This is a genomic window from Actinacidiphila yanglinensis (assembly GCF_900107965.1).
Taxonomy (GTDB): domain Bacteria; phylum Actinomycetota; class Actinomycetes; order Streptomycetales; family Streptomycetaceae; genus Actinacidiphila; species Actinacidiphila yanglinensis.
The window spans coordinates 26768-51619 of the sequence record NZ_FNVU01000003.1 but is presented as its reverse complement, the minus strand read 5'-3'; the positions used below and the strand labels follow the sequence as shown (position 1 = coordinate 51619).

General features: G+C 72.4%; 20 protein-coding genes and 1 pseudogene. 4 read left to right on the top strand and 17 right to left on the bottom strand.

Going from position 1 to position 24852, the window contains the following annotated elements:
• Positions 1-103: 103 nt before the first annotated feature.
• A complete protein-coding gene (locus C4U44_RS07280; RefSeq protein WP_103884830.1) occupies positions 104-1927 on the bottom strand; it encodes an IucA/IucC family protein in 1824 nt (607 codons plus the stop codon).
• Positions 1928-2116: 189 nt separating this feature from the next.
• On the bottom strand, positions 2117-3571 hold the full coding sequence (locus C4U44_RS07275; RefSeq protein ID WP_103885266.1) for a diaminobutyrate--2-oxoglutarate transaminase family protein: 1455 nt from the start codon (positions 3569-3571) through the stop codon (positions 2117-2119).
• A gap of 199 nt (positions 3572-3770) precedes the next feature.
• Here C4U44_RS07275 and C4U44_RS07270 point away from each other — a divergent pair, with 199 nt between their 5' ends.
• A complete protein-coding gene (locus C4U44_RS07270; RefSeq protein WP_103884829.1) occupies positions 3771-4946 on the top strand; it encodes a trypsin-like serine peptidase in 1176 nt (391 codons plus the stop codon).
• Positions 4947-5071: 125 nt separating this feature from the next.
• Here the strand turns inward: C4U44_RS07270 and hflX are convergent, their stop codons facing one another.
• The 5 genes from hflX to miaA all read right to left on the bottom strand — a co-directional run bounded on the left by hflX (position 5072) and on the right by miaA (position 11886).
• Complete coding sequence (gene hflX / locus C4U44_RS07265; RefSeq protein ID WP_103884828.1) at positions 5072-6571, bottom strand: GTPase HflX; 1500 nt, start codon at positions 6569-6571, stop codon at positions 5072-5074.
• A gap of 213 nt (positions 6572-6784) precedes the next feature.
• Positions 6785-8992: a RelA/SpoT family protein gene (locus tag C4U44_RS07260; RefSeq protein WP_103884827.1), complete on the bottom strand. Its 2208-nt coding sequence runs from the start codon at positions 8990-8992 to the stop codon at positions 6785-6787.
• A 234-nt stretch (positions 8993-9226) separates the two neighbouring features.
• The gene (gene dapF / locus C4U44_RS07255; protein ID WP_103884826.1) at positions 9227-10132 is read right to left on the bottom strand and encodes a diaminopimelate epimerase; all 906 of its coding nucleotides are present in this window, start codon (positions 10130-10132) and stop codon (positions 9227-9229) included.
• A 74-nt stretch (positions 10133-10206) separates the two neighbouring features.
• Positions 10207-10758 (bottom strand): hypothetical protein, encoded by a 552-nt coding sequence (locus tag C4U44_RS42345; protein WP_235031895.1) that lies wholly within the window; start codon positions 10756-10758, stop codon positions 10207-10209.
• Positions 10759-10953: 195 nt separating this feature from the next.
• A complete protein-coding gene (gene miaA / locus C4U44_RS07245; protein WP_103884825.1) occupies positions 10954-11886 on the bottom strand; it encodes a tRNA (adenosine(37)-N6)-dimethylallyltransferase MiaA in 933 nt (310 codons plus the stop codon).
• 251 nt (positions 11887-12137) lie between these two features.
• Here miaA and C4U44_RS07240 point away from each other — a divergent pair, with 251 nt between their 5' ends.
• A complete protein-coding gene (locus C4U44_RS07240) occupies positions 12138-12362 on the top strand; it encodes an antitoxin (protein ID WP_103884824.1) in 225 nt (74 codons plus the stop codon).
• 162 nt (positions 12363-12524) lie between these two features.
• Here C4U44_RS07240 and C4U44_RS07235 read toward each other — a convergent pair whose 3' ends face one another.
• Together C4U44_RS07235 and miaB are read right to left on the bottom strand one after the other, a co-directional pair.
• Entirely contained in the window at positions 12525-13247 is a 723-nt protein-coding gene (locus tag C4U44_RS07235; protein ID WP_103884823.1) for a class III extradiol dioxygenase subunit B-like domain-containing protein, read from the bottom strand.
• 141 nt (positions 13248-13388) lie between these two features.
• The gene (gene miaB / locus C4U44_RS07230; RefSeq protein ID WP_103884822.1) at positions 13389-14891 is read right to left on the bottom strand and encodes a tRNA (N6-isopentenyl adenosine(37)-C2)-methylthiotransferase MiaB; all 1503 of its coding nucleotides are present in this window, start codon (positions 14889-14891) and stop codon (positions 13389-13391) included.
• 159 nt (positions 14892-15050) lie between these two features.
• On the opposite strand from miaB, the gene C4U44_RS07225 reads away from it, so the two are divergent.
• Positions 15051-16049 carry a TAXI family TRAP transporter solute-binding subunit gene (locus tag C4U44_RS07225; RefSeq protein ID WP_103884821.1) on the top strand — a complete coding sequence of 333 codons (999 nt, stop codon included), beginning with the start codon at positions 15051-15053 and terminating at the stop codon, positions 16047-16049.
• A 36-nt stretch (positions 16050-16085) separates the two neighbouring features.
• On the opposite strand, the gene C4U44_RS07220 is transcribed toward C4U44_RS07225, so the two are convergent.
• Both C4U44_RS07220 and C4U44_RS07215 read right to left on the bottom strand, forming a co-directional pair.
• A complete protein-coding gene (locus C4U44_RS07220) occupies positions 16086-17522 on the bottom strand; it encodes a sensor histidine kinase (RefSeq protein WP_103884820.1) in 1437 nt (478 codons plus the stop codon).
• A gap of 21 nt (positions 17523-17543) precedes the next feature.
• Complete coding sequence (locus C4U44_RS07215) at positions 17544-18296, bottom strand: response regulator transcription factor (protein ID WP_103884819.1); 753 nt, start codon at positions 18294-18296, stop codon at positions 17544-17546.
• Positions 18297-18661: 365 nt separating this feature from the next.
• Here C4U44_RS07215 and C4U44_RS07210 point away from each other — a divergent pair, with 365 nt between their 5' ends.
• Positions 18662-20392 carry an FAD-dependent monooxygenase gene (locus tag C4U44_RS07210; protein WP_103884818.1) on the top strand — a complete coding sequence of 577 codons (1731 nt, stop codon included), beginning with the start codon at positions 18662-18664 and terminating at the stop codon, positions 20390-20392.
• Positions 20393-20419: 27 nt separating this feature from the next.
• On the opposite strand, the gene recX is transcribed toward C4U44_RS07210, so the two are convergent.
• From recX to C4U44_RS07180, 6 genes and pseudogenes are all read right to left on the bottom strand, one after another.
• Positions 20420-21271 (bottom strand): recombination regulator RecX, encoded by an 852-nt coding sequence (recX, locus tag C4U44_RS07205; RefSeq protein ID WP_322973569.1) that lies wholly within the window; start codon positions 21269-21271, stop codon positions 20420-20422.
• Positions 21210-22133 (bottom strand): annotated as a pseudogene (gene recA, locus C4U44_RS07200) (recombinase RecA); the annotation flags it as partial. The pseudogene recA and the gene recX, both read right to left, overlap by 62 nt.
• A gap of 235 nt (positions 22134-22368) precedes the next feature.
• Complete coding sequence (locus C4U44_RS07195; RefSeq protein WP_103884815.1) at positions 22369-23412, bottom strand: AI-2E family transporter; 1044 nt, start codon at positions 23410-23412, stop codon at positions 22369-22371.
• Between the two features lie 145 nt (positions 23413-23557).
• Positions 23558-23752 (bottom strand): DUF3046 domain-containing protein, encoded by a 195-nt coding sequence (locus C4U44_RS07190; RefSeq protein ID WP_103884814.1) that lies wholly within the window; start codon positions 23750-23752, stop codon positions 23558-23560.
• A 41-nt stretch (positions 23753-23793) separates the two neighbouring features.
• Entirely contained in the window at positions 23794-24111 is a 318-nt protein-coding gene (locus C4U44_RS07185) for an AzlD domain-containing protein (RefSeq protein WP_103884813.1), read from the bottom strand.
• Positions 24108-24821, bottom strand: coding sequence for an AzlC family ABC transporter permease (locus C4U44_RS07180; protein ID WP_103884812.1), 714 nt, complete (start codon positions 24819-24821; stop codon positions 24108-24110). Before C4U44_RS07180 ends, C4U44_RS07185 begins: the two co-directional genes overlap by 4 nt.
• Between the last annotated feature and the right edge of the window lie 31 nt (positions 24822-24852).

Here is a 24852-nt window from a genome sequence, read left to right as displayed (position 1 = left end):
TGCTGGAGTCGGCGGATGGCAACGGAACTCCTTCCTGTCCCGGGCGGGCGCGGAAGGGCGCGCGGGCGAGGGGCGTAGTGGCCGGGCGGCTGCGGTGAGCCGCTCAGCGGGCCAGCGGATTGGGCAGGGTGACGTACACGGACTGGGTGTCGACCGGCCCGACGAGCTCGTCCATTCCGTGCAACCGCGTCAGCAGGTTCGCCTTGCAGCGCAGGTGCGGGCTGTGCAGCAGGCGGTCGGGCAGGCTGCTCGGACCGTGCGCCGCGGCGCCGAGGAAGCGGCGGAAGGCGGCGAGCAGCACTTCCTCGTCAGCGAGCCGCTGCGCCCCGAAGGCGCCGATCAGGCCGAGCACGTTGTTGATGCCGAGGTAGTACGCGAAGCGCTCGTCCGCCACCTCGTCGGACACGAAGGTGTCGCTGTGCGCCCCGATGCCGGGCAGTTGCCCCTCCAGCGCGTCGCGGTGCGACTCGCGGAAGTAGTACCCCTGGTTGTCGCGGTAGTGGCCGCCGCAGGGCCAGCCCTCGGCGTCGAGCAGCACCAGGGTGTTCTGCTGGTGCGCCTCCAGGGCGATGCCCGCCTCGCCGTCGAGCCACAGGACCGGTCGGACCACCGCGTCCAGGTAGCGCAGGAACCACTCGGTGGCGACCGCCGTCCCCGGCCGCCCGGTGCGCTCGGAGAGGCGGCCGACCAGCGCCGCCAGCAGGGACACCAGCGCCGGCGCGGCCACCCCCGGCCAGGGCCGCGGGGAGGTCAGTCCGGCCACGCAGTGCGCCTGCGTACCGGGGCCGAAGGGGCTGTGCCGCAGGGCGGCGTCCAGGCCGATGACCGGGCGCCCGTCCCGGTCGTCGACGCCCAGCCAGGCGGGGTCGCGGACGATGTCGAACCGCGGGTGGGCCTGGTGCCAGCGGGCCGCCAGCCCGCTGCGCAGCAGCCGGTGCACCTCGGTGCCCCGCAGCAGTTCCTTGCGGAGGTTCTCCCGGCGGGAGTTGGTGATGCGTAGGGCCAGCGAGAGCTTCAACATGGCCGGGGCGCCCGGCCGGTAGACCGTGCGGACCGAGGAGGTGGGGTGCCAGTCGTCCCCGCAGGGCCCGAGGTCGTGCAGCAGCCCCGCGTCGAACAGTGCCTGCACGGCGGGCCGATGGCGGATCTCGCGGGCCTGCCACGGGTGCAGCGGCAGGGGCGCGGTGCCAGCGGGCAGGGCCAGGGAGGGGCCGGCAAGGGCGGCGAGCAGGTCGGGTGCCGGGACGGTGCGGCCACGGTCGGTCCAGGCCGAGTCGGTGGCGAGCACGGAGTGGTCCACCGCGAGCCAGTGCAGCGGGAAGGCGCCGCGCAACTCGGGGGAGAAGGCCGCCGCCTCGGCGTCGCCCAGGCCATCGCGGCTCTTGGGCGTCGGGTGCAGCGGATGGCCGAGGATGAGCGCCTGCTCGGAGTCGAGGAACGGAAGCTCGGGGTCGGTGCCGCCGGGGCGTTCGCGCCGGTCGGTGACGAAGACGGCGGTGCGGCGCACCGAGTCGGCCACCCTGGCGACCAGTTCGGCCCCCTCGGCGGGCTCGGCACCGCTCTCCCGGGCCAGCAGGGCGGCCAGCTCGACCGCCGTCAGCGGGCGCTGGTCGGCGGCGGTCAGACGAGCGGGGCCGAAGCGGTGGTGGCCGGTGGCCGACCAGTGGTGGACGACCGCGCCGGCCTCGGTGCCCGCGGCCGGCAGCGGCACCCTCAGCAGCCCGTCGACCGGCTTCGGCAACCCCTTCTCACGGGTCCAGCAGCGCAGGAGCGCCTCGGTGCCGGCCGCGTCGGCCACGGCGTACGGCTCGTCGCGCGCCAAGGGGTCGGGACTGTTGACGACGCGGACGGAGCGTGTCCGTTGAGGTGGCACGGAGGTGGCGGTGCCATGGCTGTCGGGGCCGGCGGGGTCCACGGGTGCGGTCATGCCTGGGGCCTCACTTGTCGGTACGGCAGAGCTGCGCTGCGGTGGTGCGATGGTGTGCTGCGGGGGGATGGGAAGCGGCGCACCGGTGGTGCGGGGCGACACGGTGGTCGGTCCGCGACACGGTGCTGAAGCGGTCGGCAGGGGGATGCGGCATCGCGCGGCGGGGCTGCTCGCGTCGCGGGTCAGGCCTCACGGGGCGCCTGCCGTCCGGACGCCTCCGCTGCGCACCGGATCGACCCCCGTGGCCGTTGCACCCCTTGAGTCACTGCGGCTCCCGGACTCGGGCCTGCCGGCGGCCTCGATGGCGTCGGCGAGCCGGTCCAGCACGGCTTCGGCCTGCTCGTCGGTGATGGTCAACGGGGGCAGCAGCCGTACGACGCTGGCATGGCGACCGCCCAGCTCGATGATCAGGCCGCGCCGCAGCGCCTCCTGCTGGACGCGCGCGGCGAGGCGGGGCGCGGCGGGCAGCGCGCCGTAGTCGTCGGGTGCGGCGTCGGCGTCGACGAGTTCGACGCCGATCATCAGTCCGTGGCCGCGGACGTCGCCGATGCAGCTGTGGTGGGCGGCCAGGCCGCGCAGCCGGCACAGCATGCGGGAACCGACCGCCTCGGCGCGCTCGTGCAGGGCGTGCCGCGCGACGAAGCGGAGCGTGGCGGTGCCCGCTGCCATGGCGAGCTGGTTGCCGCGGAACGTGCCGGCGTGGGCGCCTGGGTGCCAGGCGTCCAGTTCCTCGCGGTAGACAATCACCGCGAGCGGCAGGCTGCCGCCGATGGCCTTGGACAGCACCATGACGTCCGGCACGATGCCGCTGCGCTCCACAGCCCAGAAGGTGCCGGTGCGCCCGACCCCGGTCTGCACCTCGTCGGCGATCAGGGGGATGCCGCGCGCCGCGGTGATCTCGCGCATGCGGCGCAGCCAGTCGTTCGGCGCCGGGATGACACCGCCCTCGCCCTGCACCGGCTCCACCAGCATGGCGGCGGGGTGCTGCACCCCGCCCTTGGGGTCGTCGAGCAGGCTGGCGGTCAGGCGGGCGGACAGCTCGGCGCCTCGCTCACCGCCGGTTCCGAACGGGCAGCGGTAGTCGTAGGGGTACGGCAGGCGGGTGACGCGGCTGTCCGACTCCACGACGGCGCGCGCCTCGGTGTCACCGGTGGCGGCGAGGGCCGCGGCCGTCATGCCGTGGTAGGCGCCGGAGAAGGCGAGCAGCCCCGCGCGGCCGGTGGCGATTCGGGCGAGTTTGATGGCGGCCTCGACCGCGTCGGTGCCGGCCGGCCCGCAGAACTGGATCCGTCCGTGGTCGGCGAGGGCGGGAGGCAGTGTCTCGAAGAGGGCGGTGGTGAACTCGTCCTTCACCGGCGTGGCGAGGTCCAGCACGTGCAGCGGCGCTCCGGAGTCCAGTACCCGCCGGATCGCCTCCAGGACGGCGGGGTGGTTGTGGCCGAGCGCCAGGGTGCCGGCGCCCGACAGGCAGTCCAGGTACCGGCGGCCGTCGGCACCCTCCACGGTCATCCCGCGGGCCCGGACCGGCACCACGGGCAGCGACCTCGCATAGGTGCGCGCCGCGGACTCGCGCTGCGCCTGCCTGTACAGGATCGCCTCCCCCGAACCGAAGTCTTCGGCGGGTGCCGTGAGTTGTCCCGGCACGCTCGAAGTGGCCGCCACGTGTGCTCTCCTCCTGCTCGGCGTTCCGTCCGTCTGTCCCCCATCCGTACTAACGACGCGGTCACTGACCGATCACGGGCCGTGCTCGCACTTTCCGCTGGAACCGTCCGCTCTCCCGGCGCCGTCAATGAATCAGGCACCACACGAGCCAGGAACGCACCACACAGGGGGACATACGTCCATGCCATCGATACGCAGGCCGCTGATCGCCGTGGCGGCCGCCGCACTTCTCGCGGGCGCGGCCACCGCGTGCGGGGCGTCCGGGAACAGCGCGGACAGCAGAGCGACGACGACGCCGAGCAGCGTCAAGACCGGCGGGAGCACGCTGCCCGGACTGCCGACGTCGCTGCCCACGGGTCTCGGCGACCTGAAGAAGTGGGAGCAGGCGTACAAGGACGGCGGTTGGAAGAACTGGGACAAGTCGACGTGGCTGCGCAAGGCGCAGGACTTCGTCAACCCGGTGATCGACGGTCTGTGGAGCGACGACCGGATGAAGGGCGCCGACCAGGACGACAAGCAGGTGCCCGCTGACGTCCCCGCCGACATGGGCAAGACCGACCCGGTGCCGGCGCCCGAGGCGGCCGAGAAGGTCAGCACGCCTTACCACGACAGTGCCCCGGCGGTCGGCAAGCTCTTCTTCGACAGCCCGAAGGGGCCGATGGTCTGCTCCGCCACCGTGGTGGACGACCCGGCGCACCCGGGCAAGTCGAACCTGGTGTGGACGGCCGGGCACTGCGTGCACGCCGGCAAGGACGGCGGCTGGTATCGCAACATCGCCTTCGTGCCGGATTACAACGACGGCGGCCAGAGCGCGGCGGCGCTGGCGAACGCGAGCCTGGACAAGCTGGCGCCGTACGGCGTGTGGTGGGCGGACTGGGCCAGCACGTCGGACCAGTGGATGCAGACCGGTTCCGAGGAGGGCGGCGGCGGCTCGCCCTACGACTTCGCGGTGCTGCACGTGACGCCCGCGAAGGGCTCGGGCGGCAAGTCGCTCCAGGAGACGGTCGGCGCGGCGATGCCGGTCTGGTTCGACGCTCCCTCGACCACGCAGATCCAGACGATCGGCGCGTGGGGCTACCCGGCCGAGGAGCCCTACGACGGGCAGCGGATGTACGCGTGCCAGGGCAAGCCGGGACGGCTGTCGCTGCTCGCCTCGGCGCCCACGGAGTACCGGCTCGGCTGCACCATGACCGGGGGCGCGTCCGGCGGCGGGTGGTTCGCCAAGATGCCGGACGGGAAGACGGGGCTGGTCAGCAACACCTCCATCGGCCCGGTGACGGCGACATGGCTGGCGGGACCCCGGCTGGGCGAGGACGCAAAGACGCTGTACGACGCGGTGAGCAAGAAGTTCAGCTGAGCGCTGCGGAGCCCCTGACGAAAAGGTAAGGACCCGCCTCCAGGAGGCGGGTCCTTACCTTTGGTGCGTGACCTTTGCTGCGGGGTTCCTGCGCCGCACCGCGGGCCGGCCGGCTCGCCGCCCGGTCAGCGCCGGGCGGCGAGGGTGAACGGCGCCAGTTCGGCGGCGAGATCCTCGTGCACGCGCACCCGCAGCAGGGTGCCGTCGCCGGTGTGCTCCTCGGACAGCACTTCACCGCTGCCATGCACCTTCGACACCAGCCCGCCGTGTGTGTAGGGCACCAGTGCCTCGACATCCACGTCAGGGCGGGGCAGTTCGTCGTCGATCATGCCGAGCAGGACGTCGATGCCCTGCCCGCTGCGCGCGGACACCGCGATGGCGTTCTTCTCGGCGCGCAGCAGCCGCTGCAGGACGAGCGGGTCGGCCGCGTCCGCCTTGTTCACGATCACGATCTCCGGCACCTTGAGCGCGCCGACATCGCGGAACACCTCACGGACCGCCGCGAGTTGCTCCTCCGGCACCGGATGCGAGCCGTCCACCACGTGAAGGATCAGGTCGGCGTCGGCGACTTCCTCCATCGTGGAGCGGAACGCCTCCACCAAGTGGTGGGGCAGGTGCCGGACGAAGCCCACGGTGTCGGTGAGTGTGTAGAGCCGCCCGCTGGGGGTCTCGGCGCGCCGGACCGTCGGGTCCAGGGTGGCGAACAGGGCGTTCTCCACCAGGACTCCGGCGCCGGTGAGGCGGTTGAGCAGCGAGGACTTGCCCGCGTTGGTGTAGCCGGCGATCGCCACGGACGGCACCTTGTGGCGGCGCCGCTCCTGGCGCTTGAGGTCGCGGCTGGTCTTCATCTCCGCGATCTCCCGGCGCATCTTGGCCATCTTCTCGCGGATACGGCGCCGGTCGGTCTCGATCTTGGTCTCACCGGGTCCACGGGTTGCCATGCCACCGCCCGAGGAACCCGAGCCACCGCCACCCATCTGCCGGGACAGCGACTGGCCCCAGCCGCGCAGCCTCGGCAGCATGTACTGCATCTGTGCGAGCGAGACCTGTGCCTTGCCCTCTCGGGACTTGGCGTGCTGGGCGAAGATGTCCAGGATCAGCGCGGTGCGGTCGACCACTTTGACCTTGACGACGTCCTCGAGGTGGATCAGCTGGCCGGGGCTCAGCTCACCGTCGCAGACCACGGTGTCGGCGCCGGTCTCGACGACGATGTCCCGCAGCTCCTGCGCCTTGCCGGAGCCGATGTAGGTGGCCGGGTCGGGCTTGTCGCGGCGCTGGATCACACCGTCGAGCACGGCGGCGCCGGCCGTCTCGGCGAGGGCGGCGAGTTCGGCGAGCGAGTTCTCCGCGTCGTCGACGGTGCCGGAGGTCCACACCCCGACGAGCACCACGCGCTCCAGGCGGAGCTGCCGGTACTCGACCTCGGTGACGTCCTCCAGCTCGGTGGAGAGTCCGACGACCCGGCGCAGGGACGCGCGGTCGGAGCGGTCGAACTGGTCGCCGTCCCGATCGCCGTCGATGTCGTGACTCCAGGCCGTGTCCTCTTCCATCAGGGCATCGGCCCGAAGGCTCTCCGGGAGGCGCTGGCGGTTGTTCGAAGAAGAGGAGTGAGCTTGAGAGGTCATCGGGTCCTTCGGTCGTATGTTCAGTGGCCGGCGACCGTAGCGGCGCCGTTACAGTCGATGGTCGCACGCCCGGGCGGAACGGTCACGTGACTTTCGGCCCGACGGGCGTCCCGGGCCCGCATCCCGCGTTCCGAACGCATCCGTACGGGATCACCCTCACGAGTGACGGGAATCCGGAACGCCGTGGAGCGACCGTCCGTTTACTCAGTGTGATCAAGGACGAGAAGCAACGACAGCAGGCTGAGCGCGGTACACGTCGTACACGCCCGGCACCGATCTCATCGCCCGCATCAGGTCCGCAAGGGCCTGGGGCGCGGGCAGCTCCACGGTGTAGGTGTGCCGGACGCGGTGCTCCTGCGGCGGCTCCACGGCAGCGGCGACGATGCCGATCCCCTGGCCGGCGATGACCTCGGTGAGGTCGGCCAGCAGCCTCGGGCGGCCGAGCGCCTCGGCGAGGACGGTGGCGCGGAAGTTCCCCGAGGGGGTGCCGTCGCGCCATCGGACGGGCACGGCCGCCCGCCCGGAGGCGGCCATGCGCGAGCCGGCCGGACAGCCCTCCCGGTGTACGGCGACGGTGCCGCCGCGGATCACGAAGCCCGTCACGCGGTCGGGCGGCACCGGGGTGCAGCAGCGCGCCAACCGCACCGTCGCGTCGGGCAGGTCGGTCACCGCGACCGGTTCGGCGTCGGGCGCGCTGCCGGTTGCCGGCGCGGGGCGGGCGGCGGGCGCCGCGGCCGGCCGATCCTCGCCGGCCCCCCCGGGATGCAGGGCCAGCCAGCCGGTGATGGCGATCCGGGCGGCCGGGGTGGTGGCATGCTCCAGCCACTCCGGGTCCGGGCCTTCGGGATCCGGCGTCGTGCCGGCGGCATCGTCCATCAGGAGCTGGAGGGCGTCGCCGTCGCGCAGCCGGGTGCTCAGCGGGGCCAGCCTGCCGTTGACCCGTGCGCCGAGGCAGGCATGGCCGGCCTCGCCGTGCACCGCATAGGCGGCGTCCACGCAGCTGGCGCCCGCGGGCAGCCGGAGCGTGCCGGAGGCGTCGCCGTCCTGGCGGGTGAAGACGGTGATCTCGCGGTCCTGGGCGAGGTCGTCGCGCAGCGCCGTCCAGAAGGTGTCGGGATCGGGTGCGGAGCGCTGCCACTCCAGCAGCCGCGCGAGCCAGCCCGGCTGGGTGGGGTCGGGGTCGGCCCAGCCGTCCCCGCCTTCACCATCGGCAACGGCTGTCTCGGCACCTTGTGGCGCCTCGGACGCGTGGGGGTTGCCCAGGGCGATCACACCGGCCTCGGCGACCCGGTGCATCCGCCGGGTGCGCACCAGCACTTCGGCAACCCGGCCGTGCCGGTCGGCAACGGCCGTATGGAGGGATTGGTAGAGGTTGAACTTGGGAGCGGCGATGAAGTCCTTGAACTCGGCGATGACAGGGGTGAAACAGGTGTGGAGTTCTCCGAGTACGGCGTAGCAGTCGGCGTCCTCGTCGACGAGCACGAGAAGGCGGCCGAAGTCGCAGCCACCCAGTTCGGTCACGCCGCGTTTGAGCATGAGGCGGTGCACGGACACGGTGTGGCGGGGGCGGATACCGACCTCGGCGGTGATGCCCGCCTCGCGCAGCACGTCCCGCAGGTCCTCGGCGACGGCGGCGAGCGGATCGGGCCGGGCCGCGGCGATCTCGATCATGACGCGGGTGCCCGCGTGCTCCTCGGGATGGAGGATGGCGAAGACCAGGTCCTCCAGTTCGCTCTTGAGCGCCTGCACGCCGAGGCGTTCGGCGAGCGGGATGAGCACGTCACGCGTGACCTTGGCGATCCTGGCCTGCTTCTCGGGCCGCATCACCCCCAGGGTGCGCATGTTGTGCAGCCGGTCGGCCAGCTTGATCGACATCACACGGACGTCGTCGCCGGTCGCGACGAGCATCTTGCGGAAGGTCTCGGGCTCGGCGGCGGCGCCGTAGTCGACCTTCTCCAACTTGGTGACCCCGTCGACGAGATAGGAGACCTCCTCGCCGAAGCCGAGCCGGACCTGGTCGAGCGTCACCTCGGTGTCCTCGACGGTGTCGTGGAGCAGCGAGGCGGTCAAAGTGGTGGTCTCCGCGCCGAGTTCGGCGAGGATCAGGGTGACCGCGAGAGGGTGGGTGATGTAGGGCTCGCCGCTCTTGCGGGTCTGGCCGCGGTGCGAGGACTCGGCGAGGACATAGGCGCGGCGCAGCGTCTCCACCTCATCGCGCCCGGCCTCGGGGTGGCGGGTGCGGTGGACCTTGATCAGATGCTCGATCGCGCCGGGCAGGCGGCCCCTGCTGTGGCCGTTGCTCCCCAGGAGCGCCACCCGGCTCAGCCGTCGAAGGTCGATCCGGCGCAGATCGATCCGGCGCAGCCCGCGCCGGAAGATGTCGGCGGCATTCTCCGCGTTCACCGCGTTGTCTGCGCTCATCGGGGCCTCCCGGCAGCGTGGACCGGCTGCGGTGGTTCACCACGCCCCCGTGGGGCCGCGCCGGTGATTGATGCTACCGAGCCCACCACGTGCGGCTGCGGCGCTCTCGCCGAGAGTGATCCCCATCACCCGTTCGAGGGAAGGCGTACGGGTGCGGTGACCTGATACGTCCGGTTCTGGCGGTGCGACGGGCGCGGTGGCCGTGGCACGTGGGGATCGCGGGTCGGGCCCGGGTCAGTGCGAGGGGGCTGCGAGCCAGCTGGGGTCGATGGTGCCTTCGGCGAGGATGACGGCCGGGCCGGTCATCTCGATCTCACCGTCGGCACGCTCCGTGACGACCAGTCGGCCGCCGGGCACGTCGACGGTGTAGGTGACCGGCTGCCCGGTGCGCGCGGGGTTCAGACCGTCCCTTCGCGCGGCGGCGACCATCACCGCGCAGGCTCCGGTGCCGCAGGAGCGGGTCTCGCCCGAGCCTCGTTCGTGCACGCGCATGGCCACGTGGGCCGGACCGCGGTCCACCACGAACTCGACGTTGGTGCCGTTCGGGTAGGCCCCGGCCGGGCTGACGGCGGGGGCGCGCAGCAGCTCCCCCGCGTCGTCCAGGTCGTCGACGAAGGCGACGGCGTGCGGGTTGCCCATGCTGACGTGCACCGCGGGCCAGGTCTGGCCGTCGACTCCGACACTGACCTCACCACCGGGCAGTTCGGCGGGTCCCATCGTGACGGTGATCTCGCCTTCCGTGCCGTCCACACCGTCCTTGCCGATGTGCGCGTGCCGTACCCCCGCGCGGGTGGCGATGTCGAGGTCCCCGGCACCGACGAGACCGGCCCGCTGCAGGTACCGGGCGAAGACACGCACGCCGTTGCCGCACATCTCGGCGATGCTGCCGTCACTGTTGCGGTAGTCCATGAACCACTCGGCCTCGGAGGCGAGCGCGGCAGCCTCCGGGTGGGCGGCGGAGCGCACGACCCGGAGCAGGCCGTCGGCGCCGATCCCCGCCCGCCGGTCGCACAAGCGCGCCACATCGGCCGCGGACACGTCGAGCACACCGTCCGGGTCGGGGACGATCACGAAGTCGTTCTCGGTGCCGTGTCCCTTGAGGAAGGCGAAGGGGGCGTCGGCGGAGCGCGCAGCAGTCACAGGTTTGATCGTACGCGGTCGGCCGCCAGTGCACCGGCCGGCGCCAGCAGGGCGCTGACCTGGGCAGGGAGTGCTCAGCGCAGCCGGGCCACGCGCCAGACGGCGAGCAGGGCGAGCACCACGGTCAGCGCGGTGTAGCCGGCGACGTAACGCCAGTCGGCGCGGCCGCCGGAGCCCCGCGCGGGCAGTCCGGGCCAGGTCTGGCCGATCCGCCGGGCAGCGGCCAGCCCCCAGCCGGCCGCGCAGCAGCACAGCAGCAGGCCGAGCATCGCGACGACCGGCCCGGTGTCACCGGACTCGAAGGCGAGCGGGAAGGCGAACATCAGCGAGCCGCCGACCGCCAGCGCGATGATCGGTGCGATCTGCCAGATCCGGAGCCGTCGCTGGGGCCGCAGCTCTCCGAACGACTCGCCGTCCTCGATGGCGGGGAGGAGCGCGGCGGACTCGAGGGGGTCGAGGTCGTCCAGGACACCGAGCGGTTCCAGCCGATCCAGTTGGTCCAGGCTCTCCAGCCCGTCGAGCGGTTCGAGCGTTCCCAGAGGATCGAGCGGGTCCACCGGATCGTGGGAAGGGCTCGGGGAGTTCGGCGCGTCCAGGGACTCCAGCGGCGGACGGGACTCCGGCACCTGACCTCGGTGGTGATTCCGCTTCGGGTCACCCGCGAAGTGGTTGGAGTCCGTCGATGTGTCGCGTCCGTGTGGGGTGTCGCGCGGGCCGGCTGCCATCGCCACGCGCCCTCCAGTATGTCGACACAGTAGCTCGAAGCACGATGATGACACGGTCGCGTGGCCGCTCCGGGACACCGAGGCGTCCCGATGCCATCACGTGATCAGGCTGTGACCGCTTCTTGGAGCTTCCTTCGCCAACGCCAGCGCCTGCTGGGCGAGTTCCGTTCCGCGGGCGGTGAGCCAGTTCACTCGCGGGTCGCGCCGGAACCACGATTCCTGGCGCCGGGCGAAGCGTTTCGTGGCGCGTACGGTCTCCGCGCGCGCCTGGTCCTCGGTGCAGTCGCCGGCGAACCACGCGAGGACCTGCTGGTAGCCCAGGGCGCGTGAGGCCGTACGCCCCTCGCGCAGGCCCTGCGCCTCCAGGGCGCGGACCTCCCCGACCAGTCCGGCCTCCCACATCCGTTCGACGCGCGCGGCGATGCGCTCGTCGAGCTCCGGCCGGGGGACGGTGACGCCGATCTGCACGGTGTCGTAGACGGATTCGTGACCGGGCAGGTTCGCCGTGAAGGGCTGGCCGGTGATCTCCACCACCTCCAGGGCGCGTACGATCCGGCGGCCGTTGCTCGGCAGGATCGCGCGGGCCGCCTCGGCGTCCACGGCGGCCAGGCGGGCGTGAAGGGCGCCCGGGCCACGCATGTCGAGTTCGGCCTCGAGGCGGGCGCGCACGGCGGCGTCGGTACCAGGGAACCGGAGGTCGTCGATGGCCGCGCGGACGTACAGCCCGGAACCGCCGACCAGGATCGGCACCCGGCCCGCCGCGTGCAGCCGGTCGATCTCCGCGCGGGCAAGGCTCTGATAGGCGGCGACGTTGGCGGCCTCGGTCACGTCCCAGATGTCGAGCAGATGATGCGGGACACCGCGCCGCTCCTCGTCGGTGAGTTTGGCGGTGCCGATGTCCATGCCGCGGTAGAGCTGCATCGAGTCGGCGTTGATCACCTCACCGCCCAGCTCCTGCGCCAGGGCGACGCCCAGGTCGGACTTCCCGGCCGCGGTGGGCCCGACGACGGCGATCACGCGCTTGTTCACCCTGCAAGTCTCCCAAACTCCGCCGTTCCCTACCGATCGAGTGATGATCGCAGGCCCAGGGCCCCCCGCGCCGGCTGTCCACAGGCCGCGCCGGCTGGCGACGCGAAATGTCCGGGGCGCGAGTATGGTCGAGGAGTGAAGGGCGATATGTGCCCTTTGGTGTGCTTTTTCACCTGCTCACGGCGGGTGTGGGTGCGCCCCGGTCATCCCCTGGCCGTCACATCGAGGGGGAACCCCAGGGAAGGTGCCAGATGAGCTTCATGGACACGCTCAAGGACAAGCTCGGCATGTCGAAGAGCAAGGCGGGACAACTCGCCGGTCAGCATGGCGACAAGATCGACCAGGGCCTCGACAAGGCGGGCCACGCCGCGGACTCGAAGACCGGCGGCAAGTACAGCGGCCAGATCGACTCCGGCGTGGACAAGGCCAAGGACGCCGTGCAGGACTACGGCGACAAGGGCCGCGACGCCAACTGAGCACCCACACATGCGAGTCCTGACCTCGGGCACCACCCGTGGTCAGGACCGGCGCGTGCGAGCACCACGCGCGCGCCCTCATGCCGGACGGCCGCGGACCTCCACCATCCGCGGTCAGTCCACATCCAGCCCGCGCACCACGCCACGGGCGCCGGCTGTCCGCTACGTCCAGGTCGCGACGAAGTACCCGACGCCGTACGGCGCGGCGTCGTACAGCAACTCCCCCGCCAGTCCTCCCCCGTGCGCCGCCCCCGCCAGCACCTGCCACGGTGCGCGGCCGGCCGCTTGGAGCGCTTGGGCGAGATCCTGGTCGAGAGCAGCAAGCGCCGCGGTATCGGCCGCACCGAGGGCGGCGGCGACCAACGCGTCGAAGGGCTCCGCCCGCTCGTCCAGATAGCCGGGCGCCTTGACCGTGCGACAGGTGCTGCCGTCACCCATGACCAGCAGCGCCACCCTCGACGCGGAGTCGGCGAGGGCGCGGCCGGCCGCCGCGCACCGCTCCTGTTCCAACTGCGCGGCCACGCCGAGCCCTTCGACGGGTGCGTCCCGCCACCCCCTCAGCAGCCAGCCGGCGACAGCCAGCGAGGACGGCAGGGCAACGGCAGTGGTCGGAGCCGGCGCACCGCTCTCCGGCGGCGCGCCCAGGGTGACGTCGAGGGCGACGCCGTAGGAGCGGAACGAGCCGGCGGCACCCTGGGGGAAGGCTCCGAGCCCTTGTTGAGGCGCCGGCCCGACCGCCACGAGCCGTTCGGGCCGGGCCGCGGCCAGCACCCCCACCGCGTCGGCGCAGGCCGCGCGCAGCGTGTCCAACTCGGATGCGGCACCAGCCGCGACCGCGGGTACGAGCAGCGGAGGGCAGGGACAGACGGCAGCGGCGACCAGCATGATCGGAACCCTACCGGGCGGGACGCGGACGACGCGGGCACCGGCGGCGGGCCACGAACGGCTGAGCCGGCCGGTCGGACCCGGTCGCATCGGGCGACGAAGGTGACCGGCCGTGGCCGTGCGCACCCGCGCGCTCGCGCATCAGCCGAGCGCGCAACCGCCCGTCGGCACCGGCTCCGACGCCGGAGCGCCGATCGTCGGCAGACCGAGCATCACACCGACCGGCTTGGCAGCGGCAGCGCCCTGCCGCCGTTCCCAGGCGTCGCCCGCGCGGGTGCGGCGCACAGCCAGCGGAGGCCGCTCGGCGAGCAGGTGGTGCGGGGCGCCGTAGGTGATCTCGACCGTCGCCATGTCGCCGGGCCTGATCTCCTGGTCCGGCCGGGCGAAGTGCACGAGCCGGTTGTCCGGGGCGCGGCCCGACAGCCGCCGCGTGGCGTCGTCCTTGCGGCCCTCGCCTTCCGCCACCAGGACTTCCAGGGTGCGGCCGACCTGCTTCTTGTTCTCCTCCCAGGAGATCTCCTCCTGGAGCGCGACCAGCCGCTCGTAGCGCTGCTGCACGACCTCCTTGGGGATCTGTCCGTCCATCTCGGCCGCCGGGGTGCCGGGCCGCTTGCTGTACTGGAAGGTGAACGCCTGGGCGAAGCGCGCCTCGCGCACCACGTGCAGGGTCTGCTCGAAGTCCTCGTCGGTCTCGCCGGGGAAGCCCACGATGATGTCGGTGGTGATGGCGGCGTCCGGCATCGCGGCGCGCACCTTCTCGATGATGCCGAGGTAGCGGTCCTGGCGGTACGAACGGCGCATCTCCTTCAGCACCCGGTCGGAGCCCGACTGGAGCGGCATGTGGAGCTGGTGCATGACGTTCGGCGTCTCGGCCATGGCCGCGATCACGTCGTCGGTGAAGTCGCGCGGGTGCGGGGAGGTGAAGCGCACGCGCTCCAGCCCGTCGACCCCTCCGGTGGCGCGCAGCAGCTTGCCGAACGCCTCACGGTCGCCGATGTCGGAGCCGTACGCGTTGACGTTCTGCCCGAGCAGGGTCACCTCGACGACGCCCTCGGCGACCAGCGCTTCGACCTCGGCGAGTACGTCGCCCGGCCGCCGGTCCTTCTCCTTGCCGCGCAGCGCCGGCACGATGCAGAACGTGCAGGTGTTGTTGCAGCCCACGGAGATCGCGACCCAGGCCGCGTACGCCGACTCCCGGCGCGAAGGCAGCGTCGAGGGGAAGGTCTCCAGCGACTCGACGATCTCGACCTGCGCCTCGTCGGCGATCCTGGCCCGCTCCAGCAGCACCGGCAGCTGACCGATGTTGTGGGTGCCGAAGACGACGTCCACCCACGGCGCGCGCTTGACGATGGTGTCGCGGTCCTTCTGCGCCAGGCAGCCGCCGACCGCGATCTGCATCCCCGGGCGGGCGGCCTTCTTCGGCACGAGCTGGCCGAGGTTGCCGTACAGACGGTTGTCGGCGTTCTCGCGCACCGCGCAGGTGTTGAAGACCACGACGTCCGCGCCGTCGGAGCCCTCGGGCGCCCGGACGTACCCCGCGTCCTCCAGGAGGCCGGCCAGGCGCTCGGAGTCGTGAACGTTCATCTGGCACCCATGGGTGCGGATCTCGTAGCTTCGCTGGAGAGCGGTGTCCTGCGCGGTCATGCACCCAGAGTAGGCGGTGCCTGCGGCATACCCGAATCCGGTTTCCCGCCGGTTCCGTCCCGGCGGCCGGTCCGCCGCGGAGACGGGTGGGGCCCGGCGGGCCGGCGGGTCCCGGCCGCGCCTTCCTTCCCGGCGACGGGGCTGGCAGGATCGCGGGGCATGGACCTCAGTCACCTCGGCAGCCGGCTCGGCACCCGGCGTGCGTTCCAGGTGGTCCTGGCCGCCGCGTCCGCGCTGGCGCTGCTGCTGTGGTGGCTGCTGCCGTCGAGCGGCCCGTCGTACCCGAAGGGGCCGATATCGCTGGCCACGGGGGTGCAGAGCGGGGTCTACGAGAAGTACGGCGTGCTGCTCAAGAAGGACCTGCGCACGGCGCTTCCGGGCGTGAAGGTCAACCTGGAGCGCACCGAGGGCTCCGTCGAGAACATCGAGGAGGTCGTGAACGGGCAGGCCGACTTCACGATCGCGGCGGCCGACGCGGTCGCGACCTACAACGGCCCCGGGAAGGACCACCTGCGGGCCTGTGCGCGGCTCTACGACGACTACATGCAGCTGGTGGTGCCGCACGACTCCAAGGTGCAGTCGGCCCGGGACCTGCGCGGCCTCCGGGTGGGGGTCGGCCAGGCCGGATCGGGCGTCAACCTGATCACCCGCAGGCTGCTGACGGCGGCGGGCCTCGACATCGACAAGGACATCACGGCGGTGCCGGTCGGCATCGACCAGGCCCCGTCGATGCTGCTCAGCGGGAAGCTCGACGCGTTCTTCTGGTCCGGTGGGCTGCCGACCGCGGCGGTGAGCGCCATGGCGTCCCCGACCGACCGCATCCGGCTGGTCCAACTCGGCGACCTGGTGGCCAAGCTGCACGCCATGGGGCCGCAGATGCAGTACTACCGGCAGGCGATGATGCCCCCCGACGCCTACCCGAACGTACAGGGCAACCAGTCCATCGCGACGATCGCCGTGGCGAACCTGCTGGTCACGACCGATCACGCCAACGCCGGCCTGGTGCAGCGGCTGACCAAGGCAGTGATCGACAGCCGCGACTCGATCGGCAACGTGGTGCACGCGGCCCAACTCGTCGACCTGCGCACCGCCGTGTTCACCGATCCGCTGCCCTTGCACGTCGGCGCGGAGCGCTACTACCGGTCGGTGAAGCCGTAACTCGCGGCCGGAATGCGGCCCGCCCGCGCCGCCTGCTCAGTCGGCACGCCGCTGCGAGAGCACCTGCTCCGTACTCGGCACCGTGAGCCGCACTTCGAGGCCGTGCGGCTCGCGGCGGCCGAAGCGGATGCCGCCGCCGCCCTGGCTGAGCAGGGCGCGGGCGATGGACAGGCCCAGCCCCGAACCCCGGACGTTCTGGTGGCGGGCGCTGCGCCAGAAGCGGTCGCCGACCCGGGCGAGTTCGTCGTCGCTCAGACCGGGGCCCCGGTCGGCCACCACGATCGCCGCCTGCTCGTCCTCGGACGTGACCCGGATCGAGACCGCGCTGTCCTCGGGCGTGAACTTGATCGCGTTGTCGATCACCGCGTCCAGGGCGCTGGACAGGGCGACCCTGTCCGCCCAGCCCGTCACCTCGGCGTATCCGGGCGCGCTGAAGCGCACGGCGACGCCCTGCCGGTCCGCGACGGGTCGCCACGCCTCGACGCGGATCCGCGTCAGCTCCGCGATGTCGACGGCGGCCAGCTGACTGCCGGAGCTCTCGGCAACCGCGAGGCCGAGGAGGTCGTCGAGCACCTGGGCGAGCCGGTGGCCCTCCTCCTTCACGGATTCGGCCTCGGTATGGCCGTCGGGCAGCTCGAGTCCGAGCAACTCGATCCGCAGCAGCAGCGCGGACAGCGGATTGCGCAACTGGTGGGAGGCGTCGGCGACGAAGGCCCGCTGCTGGTCCAGCACTGCTTCGACGTTGTCCGCCATCTCGTTGAACGACCGGACCAGGCGCAGAAGTTCCGGTGGGCCGCCGGAAGCCCCCACGCGGGACTTCATCCTGCCGGTCGCGATGTCGTGGGTGACCCGGTCCAGGGTCGCGACCGGCAGCAGCACCCACGCGGTCAGCCGCACCGCGAGCAGCACCGCGATGGCCATCGCGGCGAGTTCACCGGCCGCCAGCAGCAGCCAGCCGTGCAGGATGCGCGAACGCAGCGCCCCGGTCGGGGAGTCGGTGACGACCACCGCGACCACGTCGCCGTCCCGCACGATCGGTGAGGCGATGGCGAGCATGCGGTGCTGCCACGGCCACACCTGCTCCGGATCGTGGGCACGCCGGCCCAGGAGCGCCGCGTCGTACGAGTCGTACAGCTCCCCGCTGGACGGGACGCGCCAGTTGCGCGGCGCCGCGGCCATCGATGTGCGGTCCCGGTAGAAGACCCCGGCCCTGATGCCGTAGAGCTGCTCGTAGCGGTCGAGTTCGGTCACCAGGGTGTGCAGGCGCTCGTCGTCGTCCGGGTCGACCAGGGAGTCCTCGTCGCGGGCGGTCACGAACTGTGCCAGCGCCGCGAACCGGGTGGTGTCGTCGATCCGGTCCACCACCACGCGCTGCTGCTGGGCGGCCGCCTGGCTGGCCGCCAGCGGGAACCCGAGCGCGAGCAGGACGCCGGCCATCAGCACGATGAGCAGCGGGAGCAGTCGTGAGCGCACGGCGGTCCTCGGGCCCGGCCGTCAGCCGGCCGGTACGACGAGCCGGTAGCCGACCCCGCGCACCGTCTCGATCATGGCCGGAGTGCGCAACTTCGAACGGAGCGAGGCCACATGCACCTCCAGGGTGCGGCCCGTGCCCTCCCACGCGGTCCGCCACACCTCGCTGATGATCTGCTCCCGGCGGAAGACCACGCCGGGGCGCTGGGCGAGCAGCGCGAGCAGGTCGAACTCCTTGCGGGTCAGCGCCACCGGATCGCCGCCCACGGTGACCTGGCGGGTGGACGGCTCGATCGCCACCCGGCCGAGCGTGATCGGCCCGTCCTCGGCGGCCGGGGCCGGCACGCTCACCACCGGACTGCCGCTCGGCGGAGTGGCCGGCCCGGCGTTCGGCGCGGGACCGGGCCGCAGCGGTGGGCGACGGCCCACCGCGTGGATGCGGGCCAGCAACTCGCCGGTGTCGTACGGCTTCACGACATAGTCGTCCGCGCCCAGGTTCAGGCCGTGGATGCGGGACCTGACGTCGGAGCGGGCTGTGACCATGATCACCGGAGTGGCGGTACGGCGCCGGATGCGGCTGCACACCTCGAAGCCGTCCTGGTCCGGCAGACCCAGGTCGAGCAGCACGCAGTCGAACCCCGGGCCGCCGTCGGGCAGCAGCGCCTGGATCGCCTCCTCACCACTGCGGGCGTGGCGCACGTCGAATCCGTGCTTGCCGAGCACCGCGGAGAGGGCGGCAGCGACCCGGTCGTCGTCCTCCACGAGCAGCAGTCGCACGTGTCACCGCCTCCTCATCCGCTCGGCCACCGGCTGCGGGACGGCGCTCGGCCGCCCCGCCCGCGAGGTGGGTCATGGACCTGTGGATCGAATCCACGCCGATCGGGACCCGGCGCGTCAAGGGGGTACCGGCTCACGCACCGGACCGTTACCCACCCGGTACGCGCCGGGCACGGGAGCGGCGGGAAGGCGGCGAGCAGGGGTGCACCGATGCCACCGTGTGCGCCCCGAGTATGCCGTGTGCGCGTCCGGCGTGCGTCGGAACGCCTGCTCCGCACCGCGCCGACGTGCGACCGTCGCTTGACGTGGGAAGGCGCAGTGAGTTGCATACGCTTTGTGACCGCAACTCTTCCGGGGGCCGCTGCGTGGACCCGGTGATCGTCGCGGGGGCCGGCCCCGTGGGCCTGACCCTCGCCCTCGCGCTGGCCGGCAGCGATGTCCCTGTGATCCTGCTGGACGAGGCGGAGGTGCTCGGCGGGGCGGAAGGGCTGCGGCAGGCGCGGACGTCCGTGCTCGGTCCGGCCACCGCGGCGCTCGTGGAGCGCCTCGGGTACGGCGGATTGCGCGACGACGGCGCCACCTGGACGGGGTGGCGCACCCTGCGCCGCCGAACGGAGGCGCTGCGGCTGGACTTCGGGGCCGATCCCGCGGGCGCTCCGGTCCATGTGGCCCAGCACCTGCTGGAACAGGGGCTGCGGGCGGCGCTGTCGGCCCGCGGTGCGGTGCGGATCGTGTCCGGCTGCCGGGTGGACGAGGTCGAGCAGGATGCGCGCGGCGTCACCGTGCACACCAGGGGCGCCGAGGAGACCTGGTGGCGCGGCAGTTACCTGGTGGGGTGCGACGGCCCGCGCTCGACGGTCCGCAAGCTGCTCGGCGTGCGCTTCCCCGGCCGGACGGCGGTGGACCGGCACGCCGTGGTGGCGGTCCGCACGGAGTTGCCCGAGCCGGGCGTGGCACTGCTGCACCGCGACCCGCCGGGGGCTCCGGTCGGCCAGGAGATCACCGCCCGCCCGCTTCCTGACGGGCTGTGGCGGATGGACTGGCTGCTTCCGGTGCAGGGCCGTCAGGTCACCTCCGACGCCCTGGTGGAGCGCCTCAGGGCCGCCCTGACCGCGTGGTGCGGCAAGGTGGTGCCCTACCAACTGGTCGGCTCGGCCGACTACCCCGTGCACCAGCGGCTGGCCCGCGCCTGGCGGGTCGGGCGGATCTTCCTCGCCGGGGACGCGGCGCATCTGATGGGGGCGCTGGGGGCGCAGAGCGTCGAGGAAGGGATGCGCGACGCGGAGAACCTCGCCTGGAAGTTGTCGCTCGCCTTCCACCACGGCGCCTCCGATCTCCTGCTCGACAGTTACGAGGCGGAGCGGCGCGGCGCGGTCGGCACCCGCCTGCGCGCCACCGATCAGGCGCTTCCGCTGCTGCGGTCGAACGGCGCCCTGCAGACGGTCCGCCACACCCTGCTGTCCGGCTCGGCCCGCGGCCAGGTCGAGTTGCTGACCGACAGCCACCTCGGGCGCGGGGCAACGGCCGCGGCTGGCGTCTACGGCCGCTCCCCGCTGGCCCTTCCGGCGCCGAGAGGCGGTGGCAGGGCGGGAGGCGCCTCGTCCCTGGTGGCGGAGTGCGACACGCGTCCTGGCGAGGCGATCGCCGATGTGCCCGTCACCGCGCTGGACGGCACGGTGGGGAGGCTGCGCGACCGGCTCGGGCGCGGGCTCGTGGTGGTGCTGGTCGCGCCCGGGACGGGTGTGTGGGAGTCACGGCACTGGCTGACGGCCGGTCTGATGCCACGGCTCGCGTCCGCGGTGGCCGCGCTTCCCACGGCCGCGGAACTCCTGGTCGCCGAGACCTATCCGGGGGCCACCGCGCACACCGTGCTGCTGATCCGGCCGGACGGGCATCTGGTGGCCGCCATGGTGGGCTGCCGACCCGCCGAGCTGTACTCCTACGCCGACCTGGCGCGGGGCGGGGCGCCGGCTCCGGCCGGCGGACGGGGAGATACGGCGGCCGACGCCTCCCGGGCCGGGGGCGAGTCCGACCGCCCGGACGGAGATACGGGGGGCGGTACGGCCGGCCATCAGGTCAGCGGGCGCACCTGCTGATGGTCGGGCGACGGCGAGCCGTGCGGGCTATTCGCTCTGCCACGACCAGCGCTCGCCTTCCGCGTCCTCGGCGTCGTCGATGGCGCCCTCGGCCGCGAGCGCGTCACGCACCACCCGCAGGGACATGCCCTCCGGGTACCCCTTGCGGGCGAGCATGCCCGCAAGACGCCTGATCCGCCGGTCCCGCTCCAGGCCACGGGTACCCGGCAGGCGACGCTGGACCAGCTCGCGGGCGGTCTCCTCCTCCTGCTCGGGGTCGAGCAGGCCGACGGCCTCGGTCACGAGGTCCGCCTCGACACCGCGGTGGCGCAGTTCGCGGGCGAGGGCCCGACGGGCCAGACCGCGACCGCGGTGTCGTGACTCCACCCAGGCGTTGGCGAACGCCTGGTCGTCGATGAGGCCCACGTCCTCGAAACGCTCCAGTACGTGCTCGGCGACGTCGTCGGGGATCTCGTGCTTCCGCAGGGCGTCGGCGAGCTGACGGCGGGTGCGAGGGGTCCCGGTGAGCAGGCGCAGGCACAGCGCCCGTGCCCGCTCACCAGGATCGAGCGGCGGCTCGTGCGAGGCCCTCGACTCGGAAGAACCGCCGCGCTTCTGGGGCTTGCGCTCCATGGCGTCAGACCTTGGCGGCGGTGGCCTTGGTCGCCTTCTTGGGCGCGGGAACCTCGGCCTTGGCCGGCTCGGCCTTGCCGGGTTCGGCCGGCGCGGCCGCGTCCGCACCCGGGGTGCCTGCGGCTTCGGTCTTCGGCACGCCGACGCCGAGCTTCTCCTTGATCCGCCTCTCGATCTCGTCGGCGAGGTCCGGGTTGTCCCGCAGGAAGTTCCGGACGTTCTCCTTGCCCTGGCCGAGTTGGTCGCCCTCGTAGGTGTACCAGGCACCCGACTTGCGGACGAAGCCGTGCTCCACGCCCATGTCGATCAGGCCGCCCTCACGGCTGATGCCCTGGCCGTAGAGGATGTCGAACTCGGCCTGCTTGAAGGGCGGCGCCACCTTGTTCTTGACGACCTTGACGCGGGTGCGGTTGCCGACCGCGTCGGTGCCGTCCTTGAGCGTCTCGATCCGGCGGATGTCGAGCCGGACGGAGGCGTAGAACTTCAGGGCGCGGCCGCCGGTGGTGGTCTCCGGCGAGCCGAACATCACACCGATCTTCTCGCGGAGCTGGTTGATGAAGATCGCGGTGGTCTTCGACTGGTTGAGCGCGCTGGTGATCTTCCGGAGCGCCTGGCTCATCAGGCGGGCCTGGAGACCCACGTGGGAGTCGCCCATCTCACCCTCGATCTCGGCCCGCGGCACGAGGGCTGCCACGGAGTCGATCACGATGAGGTCGATCGCGCCGGAGCGGACCAGCATGTCCACGATCTCCAGCGCCTGCTCGCCGGTGTCCGGCTGGGACAGCAGCAGGTTGTCGGTGTCGACGCCCAGCGCCTTGGCGTACTCGGGGTCCAGCGCGTGCTCGGCGTCCACGAAGGCCACCGTGCCGCCGGCCCGCTGGGCGTTGGCCACCGCGTGCAGGGTCAGGGTGGTCTTGCCGGAGGACTCCGGGCCGTACACCTCCACGACGCGGCCGCGGGGGAGGCCGCCGACGCCGAGCGCCACGTCCAGAGCCGTCGACCCGGTGGGGATGACCTCGATGGGATCGTTCGGCCGGTCGCCGAGCCGCATGACGGCACCCTTGCCGAACTGCCGTTCAATCTGCGCGAGCGCGGCGTCGAGGGCCTTCTCGCGGTCGTTTCCTGCCATGGGCTCCACCCGGGATGTCTGGTTCGATCGCTTCACGTCCATGACGCTAGCGCCTGGCACTGACAACGCGCCCGCACGTCGCCCCGGACCTGTGGATAACTCCGGCCGGCAGGCCGCAGTTCGCGCCGCCGCGGCGGGAACCCCGCCGGACGCCTTCCATATGAATGGATGTTCGATTTCCGTGTCAAGCGACCCGCCGGGCGGAGCCGAACCCCGCGGAACCCGGCCGGCGGGCTCACGTCCGAGGGTCGGTGACTTCGTAGCGGCGCACGTAGGCGGTGAAGAATCCCTGGAGGGTCGCGGTCGCCGGGATCGCGATGAGCGCGCCGACCGCGCCGAGCAGTGCCGTACCAGCGATCACCGAGCCGAAGGCGACCGCCGGGTGGATGTCCACGGTACGCGCGGTGATCCTCGGTTGGAGCAGGTAGTTCTCGAACTGCTGGTAGACCACGACGAAGCACAGCACCCACAACGCGTCCCAGGGGTCCTCGGTGAACGCGATGAGGATCGGCAGGGCGCCGGCCAGGTAGGTGCCGACGGTGGGGATGAACTGCGAGACCAGCCCCACCCAGACACCGAGCGCGGGCGCGTAGGGGACGCCGAGCACCTGGAGCAGGATGTAGTGGGCCAGGCCGGAGATCACGGCCATCAGCGCGCGGGAGTAGAGGTAGCCGCCGGTCTTGGCGACCGCGATGTCCCAGGCGCGCAGGACCTCCGCCTGGCGGGCGGGCGGCAGCATCGAGCACAGGGTCCGGCGCAGCCGGGGTCCGTCGGCGGCCAGGTAGTAGGTGAAGAGCAGCACCGTGAAGATCTGGAAGACGGTGCCGAGGACCGTGGCCGAGATGCCCCACACGCTGGCGGCGCCGTTGGTGAGGTAGGTGCGCACCCAGTTGGAGTGCAGGACCTTGTCGTGCAGCTTGTTGCCGGTGTCGATGTGCGTGTCGAAGGTCTTGTTGATCCACTTCACCACGTCGTCGACGTACCGCGGCAGGCTGCGCACGATGGTGCTGATCTGGTCGACCAGCAGGGAGCCGACCGCCAGCAGGAAGCCTGCGGCCGCGAGCAGCAGCACGAGGATCACGATGCCGGTGGCCAGGCCCCGGCGAACGCCGCGCCTGGCCATCCAGTCCACCGCGGGTTCGATGGCCAGGGCGCAGAAGAACGAGATCAGGACGTTGACGAGCAGGCCCACCAGCCGGTCGAACACCCAGTGCGCGAACTGGTAGCAGGCCAGGAGGGCGAGCGCGAGGACGAGGGCGCGCGGCAGCCAGCGCGGCATGCGCGTATGCGACGGGCGCGACTCGCCGCCGGGCCCGTCCGGCGCCGGGTCGGGAGACTCGTCACGTGCTGCCACAGGGCAAGTCTGGGCCTTGCCTCCGGCCAAGTCCTGATATCAGGGCATTCGCGCAGCTTCTGGCGGCTGGTCAGCGCCGCGCGGCGGGCACGTCCATGGCCACGCAGACCGCCCGCCAGACGTCCTTCGCCTCCCAGCCGTCCTCCAGCGCCTGGACGACCGTACGGCCGCCCAGTTCGGACATCACGTGGTCGCGCGCGAAGGAGTCGGCGTAGGTCTCGCCGAACTGCGCGCGCATCCGCTCCCAGAAAATCGTCAACCGCATGGGTGCCAGTATCCCTCGGCCGCCACCCGCCTCCGTACGGCCTACATCGCCCGTACGGCCGCCGTCACCAGCACCGCGGCGGCGACGACCACCAGGAAGGGCGCACGGAGGAACAGAGCGACGGCCGCCGCCGCGAGGCCCGCGGAGCGCGCGTCGACCACCGCCCGCAAGGTGTCCGTGCCGAAGGTCTGCAGGGCGGTGAGGGCTGCGAGCAGAGCGATCGGCACCAGGGATGCCAACCGCTTGACCAGCGGCCGCTCCAGCAGGCCCGCCGGGACGGACAGGCCCAGCAGCTTCACGCCGTAGCAGCCCAGAGCGGTGGCGCCGATGGCGATCCAGACGCCCGTCTGCCCGGTCACCGTACGACCAGCTTTCGCCCGGCCAGCACCAGAGGCGCGGCCAGAGCCGCGATCAGGACCGGCACCCCGGCCGGCAGAAGGGGCAGGCAGACCAGCGCGAGCACGACGGCGAGCCCGGCCACCGTCCGCTCGGTGCTGCCCTTCACCATCGGTGCCAGCAGGGCCAGGAAGACGGCCGGCCCGGCCGCGTCCAGCCCCCAGGCGTTCGGGTCGCCGAGCGCCGACGCGCCCAGGGCCCCCAGCAGGGTGGTGAGGTTCCACAGCACGTAGAGGCTGGCGCCGGTGACGGTGAACCCGAGCCGGGCGGTGGCGCGTTCGCGCTGCGTGAGGGCGACCGCGGAGGTCTCGTCGATGACCCACTGGGCGGCGAGAGGCCGTACCGCCGCCGGCAGTTCCAGGAGCTGAGAGAGCCGCAGGCCGTAGAAGGCGTTGCGGGTGCCCAGGAAGAACGCCCCGGCCGCCGCCGCGAACGGGCTGCCACCTGCGCCGAGCGCACTCACCAGGGCGAACTGCGAGGCGCCGGTGAAGACGAGCAGCGACAGGGTGCAGCTTTGGAGGACGGAGAGCCCCGCACCCGCCGAGGTCACGCCGAAGGCGAATCCGGACAGTCCGACGGCGACCCCCACGCCCAAGGCATCGCGGACCACTGCTGTTCGAGGCCGTGCCGGCTGCCGCACGGTATCGGGCCCCGGTATCTGCGCTGTTTTCACCCGATCAAGCTACGAAGGCGGCCCGCCACGG